We start from the raw sequence: 13,150 nt of genomic DNA on the forward strand, positions 1-13,150 counted from the left end.
GAAACATATGAAATTTGTTTTTAGAGCAGACTCGTCTATTGATATTGGGTCTGGTCATGTAATGCGTTGTTTGACTTTGGCATCGTATTTAGTAGGAAAAGGTCATGAATGTTACTTTGTTTGCCGTGCACATCAAGGTAATATTATTGATCTCGTTATACAACGAGGTTTTACTGTATTTACTCTACCCAGAGTCACTGAGTTAATGGCTAGAGAACAAAAACTCTTTCATTCTCATTGGCTTGGTGTATCACAGAAAACGGATGTTGAACAGACGATTTTAGCATTAGAAACAAATCGAATTCTTCCTGATTGGCTAGTAGTTGATCATTATGCGTTAGATGAGGATTGGCAAGTTTTATTTAGTAGACAATATCCAACGGCTAAGATTTTAGTTATTGATGATTTAGGCGATCGGAATCATCAGTGCGATTTATTAGTTGATCAGAACTTGGATGCATCTAGTGAAAAGTATCAATCGCGAGTTACAACCACCAGAACTCAAATATTAGCTGGGGTTGAATATGCTTTACTTCGTCCTGAATTTGTACTTTGGAGAGTTAAAAGTTTAGCTCGTCGAGCCAAACCAGAGCTTAAGGAAATTTTGCTTAATTTAGGTGGCATTGATAAAGATAATCTTACAGGGCAAATTTTACAGGCTTTAGAAAAAGCTAACTTGCCTTCTGATTTACACATTACAGTTATAATGGGAAAAACAGCACCTCATATTGCGCAAGTTAAAGCACTGGCACAACAATCGCGTTTAAATATTAATGTTTTTGTGAATGTAAGTAATATGGCAGAGCTTATGTCAAATGCCGATTTAGCAATAGGGGCAGCAGGAAGTACCTCTTGGGAACGATGTTGTTTGGGATTGCCTACATTATTAGTAGTATTGGCTGAGAATCAAAATAAGATTGCCCAATCGTTGGAAGTATCTAATATCGCTAAGATTGTGACTGTAAAGAATATTGCTGAAATTATACAAGGATTAACTCTTGAAACTTTGAAAGTAATGTCTGGTAAGTCGTCATCTTTAGTAGATGGGTTAGGATGTCAGAAAATTGTTGATAGAATGTATGAGTTGTAGAATGAAAATAACTATTTTATGTAGTAATAAAGATCATCCTATTTATCCTTACTTGGTAAATTGGATGCTTAAAAATATTAAGAAATATGAGATCTCTTTAGTAAGCTCTAAAAGAGAAGTGCGTGAAGGGGATATTCTGTTTTTGATTTCATGTAGTGAAATTATAGGAGAGGATATACGACAAAAATTTAAAAATGTTCTAGTTATACATGCTAGTGATTTGCCTTATGGTCGAGGGTGGAGTCCACATATATGGGAATTAGTTAATGGGGCGAAGAGAATAACAGTTAGCTTATTAGAGGCTGAGGATAAAGTCGATAGTGGCAGAATATGGCATAAATTATGTTTCGATGTTGAAGATCATGAGTTATGGAGTGAAATTAATCAAAAGTTATTCTTAACAGAGTTGGAATTGATGAATTATGCACTAGATAACTATGAGAATATCATTCCCTATAATCAACCAGATGATGTCGAGCCTACATATTATCGTCGACGTCAGCCAGATGATAGTATGCTAGATCCAAATCAGAGTATATCTTCTCAGTTTAATTTAATAAGGGTATGTGATCCTGAGCGCTTTCCTGCATTTTTTTATTTAAATGGTTATAAGTATGCTTTGACTTTAACCAAAATCTCTTAATAACTAGGAATTCTTTTAGTTATAAGCTAACTAGGAAGTTCAATATGAAAATTAAAAACTTTGAAATTAATAAAAATAGTCCTACATTTATTATTGCTGAATTATCTGCTAATCACAATGGTAGCATTGAAACTGCGATTGAGACTATTCGTGCTGCTAAACGGGCAGGTGCAGATTGCATTAAGTTTCAAACATATACAGCAGATACTATTACGATTAATTCTCGAAAAGAGGACTTCTTAATTAAGGGAACAATATGGTGTGGTAAGCATTTGCATGATTTATACCAAGAGGCATATACTCCTTGGGAATGGCATAAACAATTATTTGAGGTAGCAGAGGAAGAAGGGTTGATTTATTTTTCTTCTCCATTTGATAAAACAGCTGTTGACTTTTTAGAATCGTTAAATGTACCAGCATACAAAATTGCTTCGTTCGAAATCACGGATATTCCATTAATAGAATATGTAGCCTCAAAGGGGAAACCCGTTATTATTTCTACGGGTATAGCTACACTGGAAGATATAGAACTTGCTTTAGAGGCTTGTTATCGCATGGGGAACAGAGATGTGGCTTTGTTGAAATGCACATCTTCCTATCCCGCCCCGATTGATGAAGCGAATATGGTAATGGTACAAGATTTTGCTGACCGTTTTGGTGTAATTGCTGGATTGTCTGACCATACAATGGGAAGCGTAGTGCCTATTGTAGCTACTTGCTTTGGTAGTAAGATAATTGAAAAACATTTCATTTTAGATCGCTCAATTGGTGGTCCAGATGCCTCTTTTTCGATGAATGAGCAAGAGTTTGCTGACATGGTTAGAGCTGTGCGGGATGCTGAAAAAGCAATTGGTAGAGTGGATTATCAACTGACTGAGAAGCAGCAAAAAGGTAAAGATTTTGCTCGTTCTCTTTATGTGGTCAAAGATGTAAAAGCCGGGGATGTTCTTACAGAAGAGAATGTGCGTTCAATTCGTCCTGGTTATGGATTGCATCCTAAACATTTAAAAGATTTATTAGGTAAAAAATTTATTCAAGATGTTGAAAAGGGAGAAAGAATGAATCTTGAATTTATTGATAGTTAGAGATCACGTAATAAAAAACAAAAGAGTAGACTTCCAGAATATGCAGAAGTCTACCCAGTATTAGGAGTTGGGAGAAGTCTCTATATTAGTCACTATTAAGGAAAGTATTGTGATTGTTGTTGGTGGTGAAATCCAGCTGCTGATGGTATTGCCTCAATGTTAAAAACTCGTCCTGTATTTGGTTATAACTATGAAGGTGTGCGTTATGACTGTGGGAGTAAAGAGGGATTCTTTAAGGCAAATATTGCGTTAGGTCAAAAATACCATGGGTTAAGTATTGATTAGACTAAAAAGCTCATGGATATAAAATACAAAGACCTATACTGAGAGTATAGGTCTTGTTTTTTGTCATTTCTAAAAAGTAGGTAAGAATAAATCAGTTACTTGCTAATTGACGACGTCGTTGAATGACATTAAGCACTAAGGCAGCTATACAGCCCAAAATAACTCCAACCAAAGCACCAGCAACAAGAATTAAGGCTTTGCGAGGCTTGTCTTTCATTAATGGTAGAGAAGGTGTTTGTAAATAGTCAAATACTACGCCACTTGGCTTAACAGTTAGAATTGGTTTTAGTCCTTCAATGTTTTGTAAATGACGATAATATGCCGCGGGGTAAATAGTAGGGTTGTTTTCCCACGCAGTTAATTGAGCTTGTAAATATTTAGTTCCCAACATAAATAATGCACTGTTGTTATTAAAATCAAGTAATAGATTGGCGCTAGGAGTTTGTCCCACAGGATCTACTATATTGGCTGTTTTGGCAGCATCTAGTGCTTGTTTGAGCGTCAAAATATAATTGGCTTTATTTTGTTCAGTATCTTTTTTTGTATTTATAGCAAGTTGTTGCAAGGTAGCAATACGCTCGCGAGTTCGTTCAAAAAGGTTTTCAAAAATCTTTGTTTGCGTGAGGCTATTGGTGTGAGTTAAATATTGCTGTAATGTGTTTTGAGCATCTCCTGCTGTATCAGCAGTAAATGTTACTTCCAATATGTCCTTAACTTCTTTATTGAGAGGTTTAGGCGAGAGATTTTTTTCTACTAATTGGTTGATTGTTAATTCTTTGTCAATCTCATTATCTAAATTAGCAAGAACTTTTTGCCCATATACAGAGTTTTTTAAGAATTTTTGTTTGTTATCGCCAGACTGCAGTTCTAATAAGAAAAGTCGAAAAGAATTATTAAGTGCATTAGTAACATCAACATCTGTACCCATGTCACTGAAGCGAGCATAACGACGTTCAGCCTCCAAATATGATCCTAGCTGAACAGCCTTTGGGGCTACAATTTGTGCTTTACTGGTCCATTCTTCTTTTGCTGTGAATGCATAAATTGCCGCTAGGATAATGCTCAATAAAGTGACAGCAATAATCAAAAGCTTCTTTTTCCATAGGACGGCAAAGAGTTCAAATAAATCAATCTCATCATCTTGACGAGAAACTTGTTGTGTCTGCATAAGAATAGTCATTTTAATAGTTAATGATGACCTATTTTACACGAAATTGAGAAAAGCATGGGTAGAAATAAGAGTTACAATATGGCACCAAAATAGTGCGTTTATTTGGATGTTGCTCATCTCTTATTAGGAATATACCTAGTATATTGATTTTTTATTAAGGTCTACACTGTATCTTTTATTGCTTAGGTAGTATCTACTATGACCAATGTGTTGTCGGTCAAAAATTTGAGTGTCACTTTTGCTGAGAAAGAGGTTGTCCGTAATATTTCGTTTGATGTACCTAAGGGGCAGACGTTAGCTATAGTGGGGGAGTCTGGATCAGGTAAATCAGTCACATCCTCTGCGATCATGCAGCTCTTGCCATGGTTGGGTGGCAATATTACCTCAGGTTCTATATGCTTTGAGAGTCAAAATGGTTTATTAGATATTGCACAAGCACCACCGGAACAAATGCGTCATATTCGTGGCAAAGAAATTGCCATGATTTTCCAAGAACCGATGACTTCTCTAGACCCTGTTTTCACAGTGGGATACCAAATTAAGGAAGTCTTGTCCTTACATAGAGGACTTAAAGGTGTTGAGGCGGATAGAGAACTGATTCGTTTACTGGACTTAGTGCGTCTTCCTAATGCAGCACAGTTAGTTAATCGATATCCTCATCAGCTCTCAGGTGGTATGCGTCAGAGGGTGATGATTGCGATGGCTGTTGCGTGTCATCCGACATTACTTATTGCTGATGAACCAACTACGGCATTAGATGTGACCGTACAAGCTCAAGTGTTGCAGATTTTACGTGATATGCAAGCTGAACTTGGTATGTCAATGATTTTCATTAGCCATGATATGGGTGTTATTTCTGAGATGGCTGATGAATTATTGGTGATGAAACGAGGAGAGCAGATTGAATATGGTCATGCTCGAGAGATCATTCTTAGCCCAAAGGCAGAGTATACGCAACAACTCTTAGCTGCTGTGCCCAAAATTGGTGCTATGCAGGGAATAGCATCACCTAGGAAATTTCATATTCCAGGCCAAGAGGTGGATATTGAAGAACATGTATCTAATGTGGTGATGGATAAACCTTTGGTGTCGTTGGACAAGGTTTCTACTCATTATCCAATTCGTGGTGGTTTTCTCGGGAGAGTCACTCATAAGGTATATGCGGCAGAGAATGTATCGTTGCAGATTTATCCGGGAGAGACATTGGCTTTAGTAGGCGAGTCTGGTTCTGGAAAATCAACGATAGGCAAAACATTACAACAATTAGTTAAACCAACGAGTGGTAGGATTTTATTTAAAGGTGAGAATGTTTTTGGTCAGCACCATGAGCAGTTTAAAAAAGAAATCCAATATGTTTTCCAAGACCCTTATGGCTCTTTGAATCCTCGCAAAACAATTCGAGAGAGTTTGTTGGAACCTATGTATGTACATGGACTGGTTAAGAATCCTAAGCAACAAGTGGCCTCATTATTAGAGAGTGTGCATTTACCTGCAGATGTGGCAGATCGTTATCCCCATGAGTTTTCTGGTGGTCAGAAACAACGAATTTGTATTGCTCGAGCCTTATCTGTAGAACCATCATTAATTATTGCTGATGAAGCCGTATCGGCATTAGATGTATCAGTGCAAGCACAAGTGATTAATTTATTAATGGATTTGCAGGCAGAGCGAGGATTAGCCTATTTGTTTATCAGTCATGATATGGCTGTAGTAGAGAGGATTAGTCATCGTGTTGCGGTGATGTATTTAGGACAAATTGTAGAGTTAGGTTCGCGTCGACAAATCTTTGAAAATCCACAACACCCATACACTAAGCGCTTATTATCAGCTGTACCAGTGATGGATCCCAATAAGGAAATAACGCGAGTAGAGTTCACGGGAGATATTCCTAGTCCTATTCGTGCGATAAATAACCCACCAAGTCAACACACTTATCAAGAAGTGAGTCCAGGACACTTTGTGGCGATTTAATGTTAAATAAAGGAGCTTTTATGTTTAAAAAATTATTCTTAAGTGCTGTTGTGGCATCTACGTTTGTTGGGGGTGTGGTACAAGCGGCTCCTCATGAATTAACTGTAGCACAACGCCAAGATCCTGGTAGTTGGGATCCTATAGATACATTTTTAGTCGCTTGGTCTTCAGCGGGTAGTGGTTTATTTGATGGATTGATTCTACGTGATGAATCGTTGAAATTACAGCCAGGACTGGCAGAGAAATGGGAAGAGTTGGATAATGGTTTACGTATTCGTTTTACCTTACGTCAAAATGTGAAGTTCCATAATGGCGAACCTTTTAATGCAGATGCTGTGAAGTTTACATTTGAACGATTATTAGGTGATGAAGGTAAGAAAGGACCTCAACGTTCTAATTACACAGCTATTCAAGAAGTTAAAGTGATTGATGCAAATACCGTTGATTTTATTTTAAATAAACCTGATCCTGTATTACTCACTAAACTGTCAGGCTATGGTGCGATGATTGTGCCACCTAAATATATTGCCGAAAAAGGGGATGCTTATTTTAATGAACACCCTGTGGGTACTGGTGCATTTAAATTTGAATCGTATAAACCAGGCGATCGTTTAGTACTGGTGCCTAATAATGACTATTGGGGAGGAAAACCTAAGCTGCAAAAATTAACGTATCGTTTTATTAAAGAAGATGCGACGAGCTTAGCGGAGTTGCAGTCAGGTCGTGTAGATGTGTGGCATGATGTGGCTATTTCAGCTGTTCCTATTATTGAAAAAAACAAAGATAGTAAAGTAGTTGCTGAAAATGGTCCAACGATTATGTCACTACAACTCGATGTATCAAAAGGTGTGACTAAAGATGTTCGTGTGCGTCAAGCACTCAATATGGCAATTGATAAAAAAGTAATTATTGATACCTTCCTGATGGGGCAGGCAGAGCCAATCGCAAGTCTACAAGGGAAATTATCATTTGGTTATGATGAAAATCTAAAAGATTATCCTTATGACCCAGAGCAAGCGAAAAAATTATTAGCAGAGGCAGGGGTAAAACCAGGCACTAAACTTACGATTGATTACCGCGGAGCGAACTCTACTTTTGCTGAAGTGACACAAGCGTTAACAGCATTCTTTGGGAATATCGGACTAGATGTTGGTTTAAGACCTGTAGAAGATGCTGTTTTCTTAAATGATATCGTGCCTCAAGGTAAAACAAATGAGATGTTCCAATTTAACTGGGGTGGCTGGACATTTGACTTTGACAATACAGCCTATTTGGTGTATCACTCAGGTGAAAAATGGAATCCATATCTAAAATCTGAGGAAATGGATAAGTTGTTAGAAAAGCAACGTGTTGCAGTGGATAAGGATGAGCGACTCAAGCTTTTACGTGAAGTGGCTAAGTTAGCTCATGATCAAGCCTACCATATTCCTTTATATAACAGTAAAACACTTTATGGTGTTAGCAATAAAGTAAAAGACTTTTTGCCTGCGCCTGATGTGCGAGTGCGTTATATCAACACAGATGTAGAGTAGTTATTTTATGCCAATATTATCCTATCTAAGTAAAAGAGCATTACAAGCTTTTTTTGTTATTATTGTGGTCTCTTTATTAGTTGCTTTTGCTATACGGCAAACAGGTGACCCAGCAACAATGATGTTGAGTCAAAGTAGTAATGTGACACAAGAGGACATCAAAAACATACAAGATGCTTTAGGATTAAATCAATCTTTTTGGGTGCAATATTGGCATTTTATGAAAGGCCTGCTAGTGGGCGATATGGGCAATAGTTTTTTTCGAGGCCCAATCGCTCCATTGATTGCTGATGCACTTAAGTCAAGTGCATTGTTGGCTTTTTTGTCTTTAGGTATTTCTTTAGTTATTTCGATTCCTCTGGGTATTTATGCGGCTTGTCATAAAGGCTCATGGGCTGATCAACTCATTCGAGTATTCTCGCTAGCCGGACTTTCTTTCCCTAACTTTTGGTTAGGAATTATGTTTATGCTGCTCTTTGCTGTTACGCTAAGATGGTTGCCAGCCTCAGGGTTTGATACATGGTCTGGGTTAGTTTTACCTGCTATAACAATGGGGTTGATTTTGACTGCGAGTAATGTAAGGTTAGTCAGAACAGCGATGTTGGAAGCATTGTCTAAGCAGCATATTATGGTGGCAAGGGCCAAAGGCTTAAGTGAGCACTCTGTTGTGTATAAACATGCGTTACGGAATAGTGCGATTACGATTGTGACTTATTTGGGATTACAATTTGGTGCCTTAATGGGGGGGATGGTTGTTATTGAAATGGTCTTTAATTGGCCAGGGATGGGGACGTTGGCGATAGAGGCGATTTCTCAACGAGACTATCCGATTCTGCAAACAACTATTACTGTGTTAGCGATAATGATTGTGTTAATTAATTTATTAGTGGATTGTGCCTATGTTATTTTAGATCCACGCATTCGTTTGGGGTAAATATGATGTCATCTTTCAAACGATTTGAGTTTATTGTTGGTTTATTTCTACTGTTGATGATGGGTGGGTTGGTCATTTTTGCACCCGTACTATTCCCTGACGGTGGTAAAACAATGAATTTTATGGCTCGTTTAACACCACCATTTCATGCACAATTTTGGTTAGGCACAGACCCTATGGGAAGAGATGTATTAGCACGTGTTGCCACAGGAGGAAAGGTCTCTTTTATTGTAGGATTGGTTTCTGCGGTTGGTGCTGTGTTAGTGGGAACCGTGATTGGTTTATTAGCAGGTTATTACAGAGGTTTTTGGGATGCTTTATTAATGCGTTTTGCTGATATTCAATTGGCACTTCCATTTATCCTATTAGCTATTACGGTTATCGCTATTACAGGTCCCGGTCTAGATAAAATTATCATTTTAATGATTGTGGCACAGTGGGTGCAGTATGCAAGACTGGTGAGAGGATCAGTATTGTCTTTGCGAGAAGCTGAGTATGTACAGGCGGCTAAAAGTTATGGACTATCGAATTTTAAAATTATGTTTAGCCATATTTTGCCAAATGCGTTAGGCCCTTTGGTTATTCTGATGATGTTAAATGTAGCGAATAATATTTTATTGGAAAGTAGCTTGACCTTTTTGGGTTTGGGTATTGACCCATTAACACCAAGTTGGGGTGGGATGCTGGCTGATGGTCGTAACTATATTCAAACCGCACCATGGGTAACTATCTTCCCTGGTGTGGCAATCATGCTAACGGTATTAGGATTGAATCTATTAGGAGATTGGTTGCGTGATCGATTGGATCCTTTAGGTAGAACAGAAAAAGCATAAGGCATCAACGTATGAAAGAAATTTTCTCTAAAAAATATCAGGACATTTTTCCTGAAAATAGTAAAACATTATGGTTATTTGCTCCTTTATCTATACGAAGTAAGTTGAAAGTAGCGCTAGAAAAAATGATAAATGAGGGAGAAGAAACTGGTCATTTTATTGAGGTTAAAAGCGCTTATAAAACTTTGTTATGCGAGATTAGAGAGAAAAATCTACTCAAAAATTGTCAAGATGTGCTGATTCGATATCCTGTTGTTGAAGGGGATGAGCCTTTACGATTTAGATTAGAAACTTACCCATTAGAAAGTCTTTATCCTCATTGCAAAATCCTATATGAACCATTTCCTCAAGAGGCAGACCAAGGTGTTTATTATGAGGTAGTGCTTGATGGTATAAAAACAGAAAAAGTTTTTGTCCCTGTTAAATGGAAAGATAAACTAAACGGGAAAAGAGAGTTAAATGCTTGTGGCTGGATTGAATATATAGATGGTACATCAACCTCTTTCTATACGGCTTATGAAGCCATGTATGATGAGGCATGTCAATACCTGATGCAGCTTCCTTTAAGTTTGAAAGAATGTAATCCCCATCAAATTGTGTACGACATGAGTTTAGAGGGAGAAGATGAGCCACTAGGGATTGGGCACGAAAGTCTTTCCTTGGCAGAGGCAATGCATGAAGATGTGTACTTCAGTGCATTGGAAATTTTTCAACATCGCTTAGGCTTGATTTCTGGGGATAGGACACTTAGACCAGGTCAAGTATTGCCTAATGTTTATTATGGCAAAGAGAATGAGTTAACGATTTTGTCTGGGCAATGGGCAGCCACACGAGAAATAGGCATGGATGAATGCAATACTGATTTAGCTAGTGTTGAGTGTTCATTATCAGAGGAAAAGATTTTCTCCTATTTAGATAGACTGGGTGGGGGGCGCTTTGAGGCCACTAGTTTGCAAGGCAGACCTTTAAAAGGAACGGTAATTAAGGGCGTTAGTAATGTTGAAATTGCTTTATCAGCAGGGCAGCATGCCAATGAGTCTTCTGGTATTGTTGGTGCATTACGTGCTGCAAAAACTTTAGTAGATAATGGTGAGGTGAGTTTTACTTTACGCCCTTTAGGTAACCCTGATGGGTATGCTGCTTTTCGCAAGCTTAGTGAGCAATCACCAAATTATATGCACCATGCAGCGAGGTATACAGCGGCAGGTTGCGATTTAGCTTATGGTGATGTGCCTGAGAATGCTTTTACTAAAAAGGCTTTAACAGAGTTACCGAATGCGTTAGTACATTTAAATTTACATGGTTATCCGGCACATGAGTGGACGCGCCCACTATCTGGGTATGTACCGCGAAATTTCTCACGATGGACCATTCCCAAAGGATTTTTTCTAATTTTACGCTATAAACCTGGTTTTAAAGATTTGGCTGAAAAAGTGTTAGATGTTTCAATCAAAGCATTAATGGATTACACAGAGCAAGCTCAACAAAATCAGCAAATGATCAAGCAATATCTTGCTACAGTAGGCAGTGCCGATTTTCCTATTGCGTATCAAACTATCCCATATAGCATTGATGAATATACCAATCAAGATTATCCTGTTGAGTTAATTACCGAGGCACCCGATGAAACGGTGCAAGGAGAATGGTTCCGTATCGCACATGAAAGTCATTATCGTGTAGTGATGGCAGTGGTTGAAGCGTTGAAGGATATACAGGTGAGAGTGTAGGGACAGGGTTGTTAAGAGATAAAAGTGGCTTAGTACTTAAGCCACTTTTGTGATAAAGTTGATAGATTTTTTTTAGTTATATAAGTACATTAGTAAAACTTCTGGGAGAATAATTTTTATGGTAAATAAGATATTTATTACATTAACGAATTAAACGCTTGTTCTAGGTTTTGGTCTGCTGCATTGAGCTTTTGTCGCGTTTGTTGAATCCATTGAATGTCAGCACCCAATTTATCCTTTGCCTCTTTTAGCATTCTCTCTACTTCAATTGCTTGTGGCCCCCCTAAACCTACACGGGTTTCCACCATATATTTAGGTGATAGTGTTTGACGAAAAGCTTTTTCGGATAAGGGTAACTCAGGGGAACTTAATTTAAATTTTTCAATTGCTTCTATATAAAGTTCTTTGGCTTTTTCAAAAGGGAATTCGCTTGGTTTCCAGCCATTATTTCTTGCCTCAGTAACGATACTTGAGGCAAAGTGATGGCCTACTCGGAATGGTATAGAAAAATCTTTTTGTAATGTTTCTGCTAATTCCATAGAGGTCGTCCAATCATTTTCTAACTCTTCAATGGCTCGTTCAGGATTGATCTTAAGTGCTTTGATGACAACAAGAGTATTGCCTAGCATTTTCATTGTTTCGGGAAATAAATTTAAATCATCCCATGCTGATTTGTAGTCGGTCATACCTGGAGTAACATTATGATTTCTTATTGATACTGCTTGAACCAGTCCAAGAACATTAGAAGCAGATTCCCTTGCTCTCATAATAACGCCAGGGTTTCTTTTTTGAGGCATTGCACTACTGGTGTAGGTGCTACTTTCGTCTAATAAAATCCATGGTTTAACTTGATGGTATTGTGTATGAATATCATTAAGTAACATGCCAAGACGGATAGCTGTTGATGCAGGTAAATTAGATGCCTCAAATGCAATATCAGAAGGTGCAATTTGGCTCGCATCATAACTATTTTCAATTGGACCATCAAAACCTAATAGATTAGCAAGTCGTTGGCGATTCAGAGGCCAGCTAGAGTTAGCGAGTACTGCAGTACCCATAGATGCTTTGTTCATACGCTGATAAAGCGAGATAAAACGTTCTTGATCTCTGGCAAAAGAGGCATTAAAGGCGAGCAGATAGTGTGCGTAGCTTTGAGGCATAGCTTGAACTCCATTGGTATATGCTGGCACTATCGTATGAATATGCTGAGAGGCAAGGTTAAGAATACTAGCTCGGAGTTTAAGTAGGGTTTCTGCATAATCGAGAGATTGGTTACGTAGTTTTGCCATTCGATAGGTCGAATACATATCTTGACGACTACGTCCAGTATGGATAAAAGAGGCATCAGGACCAATTTTGTCTTGGATGATTTTTTCAATCTGGAGTACATCTTTAGGGCGTTTGCCATTAGGCTGTATAGATTGTTCATTTGTATAAACTATCCCTTCAGCTAGTTTTTTTGCGAGTTCAGAAGAGATGATTTTTTCTTCTTTTAGCATCACAGCAGATGCTTTATTGATTTTTTGTAACCAGTAGAACTGATCTTCTTTTTTTATCATTTTCACTTGTGAAATCATTGTTCTTTAATGAGGCTATTCCAGCCTTAGCAACTTGTGCTAAACACTCATCAGTTGTTTTGCAACCTTTGTCTGCAGGGTTATCAGCGTAGCTTTGATTCACTAAGATAGAGAATAAGATAAAAGAAATTAGTTTAAATTTGAACATATTTTTCCCTCTGTATAAAATATTTTATCTATTTAAAAAGGATACTCCCTTTTATTTGTAAACAAAATAATGGTTTATCAGGAGTAAAACATCCCCCACAACTTATAACTCTCTCCCAATACACTATCTCTCTATATGAACTTTATATGACAGG

The 13,150-nt window shown here is 37.8% G+C and carries 10 protein-coding genes and 1 pseudogene; 9 read left to right on the top strand and 2 right to left on the bottom strand.

Annotation, left to right across the window (positions count from 1 at the left end; translation table 11 throughout):
• The first annotated feature begins 7 nt into the window (after positions 1-7).
• The 4 genes and pseudogenes from pseG to BQ4443_RS12095 form a co-directional block, all read left to right on the top strand.
• Positions 8-1,090, top strand: a complete 1,083-nt coding sequence (gene pseG, locus BQ4443_RS01625; protein ID WP_071057849.1) for a UDP-2,4-diacetamido-2,4,6-trideoxy-beta-L-altropyranose hydrolase — start codon at positions 8-10, stop codon at positions 1,088-1,090.
• 1 nt (position 1,091) lies between these two features.
• Positions 1,092-1,733: a formyltransferase family protein gene (locus tag BQ4443_RS01630; protein ID WP_071057850.1), complete on the top strand. Its 642-nt coding sequence runs from the start codon at positions 1,092-1,094 to the stop codon at positions 1,731-1,733.
• A gap of 44 nt (positions 1,734-1,777) precedes the next feature.
• Positions 1,778-2,818 carry a pseudaminic acid synthase gene (gene pseI / locus BQ4443_RS01635; RefSeq protein ID WP_071057851.1) on the top strand — a complete coding sequence of 347 codons (1,041 nt, stop codon included), beginning with the start codon at positions 1,778-1,780 and terminating at the stop codon, positions 2,816-2,818.
• Between the two features lie 121 nt (positions 2,819-2,939).
• Positions 2,940-3,103, top strand: a pseudogene (locus BQ4443_RS12095) (UTP--glucose-1-phosphate uridylyltransferase); the annotation flags it as partial.
• Positions 3,104-3,194: 91 nt separating this feature from the next.
• Here BQ4443_RS12095 and BQ4443_RS01640 read toward each other — a convergent pair.
• On the bottom strand, positions 3,195-4,271 hold the full coding sequence (locus BQ4443_RS01640; protein WP_176752441.1) for an LPS O-antigen chain length determinant protein WzzB: 1,077 nt from the start codon (positions 4,269-4,271) through the stop codon (positions 3,195-3,197).
• Positions 4,272-4,472: 201 nt separating this feature from the next.
• On the opposite strand from BQ4443_RS01640, the gene BQ4443_RS01645 reads away from it, so the two are divergent.
• Genes BQ4443_RS01645 through BQ4443_RS01665 form a run of 5 tightly spaced genes read left to right on the top strand, consistent with a single transcriptional unit; the run spans position 4,473 to position 11,271 of the window.
• Positions 4,473-6,245, top strand: a complete 1,773-nt coding sequence (locus BQ4443_RS01645; protein WP_071057853.1) for an ABC transporter ATP-binding protein — start codon at positions 4,473-4,475, stop codon at positions 6,243-6,245.
• Positions 6,246-6,265: 20 nt separating this feature from the next.
• Entirely contained in the window at positions 6,266-7,777 is a 1,512-nt protein-coding gene (locus BQ4443_RS01650) for an ABC transporter substrate-binding protein (protein WP_071057885.1), read from the top strand.
• A gap of 7 nt (positions 7,778-7,784) precedes the next feature.
• On the top strand, positions 7,785-8,711 hold the full coding sequence (locus BQ4443_RS01655; protein ID WP_071057854.1) for an ABC transporter permease: 927 nt from the start codon (positions 7,785-7,787) through the stop codon (positions 8,709-8,711).
• A gap of 2 nt (positions 8,712-8,713) precedes the next feature.
• Positions 8,714-9,544 (top strand): ABC transporter permease, encoded by an 831-nt coding sequence (locus BQ4443_RS01660; RefSeq protein ID WP_071057855.1) that lies wholly within the window; start codon positions 8,714-8,716, stop codon positions 9,542-9,544.
• A gap of 11 nt (positions 9,545-9,555) precedes the next feature.
• Positions 9,556-11,271, top strand: coding sequence for a M14 family zinc carboxypeptidase (locus BQ4443_RS01665; protein WP_071057856.1), 1,716 nt, complete (start codon positions 9,556-9,558; stop codon positions 11,269-11,271).
• 137 nt (positions 11,272-11,408) lie between these two features.
• Here BQ4443_RS01665 and BQ4443_RS01670 read toward each other — a convergent pair whose 3' ends face one another.
• A complete protein-coding gene (locus BQ4443_RS01670) occupies positions 11,409-12,830 on the bottom strand; it encodes an argininosuccinate lyase (protein WP_256330842.1) in 1,422 nt (473 codons plus the stop codon).
• Positions 12,831-13,150 lie beyond the last annotated feature (320 nt).

Source organism: Pelistega sp. MC2 (assembly GCF_900099475.1).
In the GTDB taxonomy this organism is placed as follows: domain Bacteria; phylum Pseudomonadota; class Gammaproteobacteria; order Burkholderiales; family Burkholderiaceae_B; genus Taylorella; species Taylorella indica.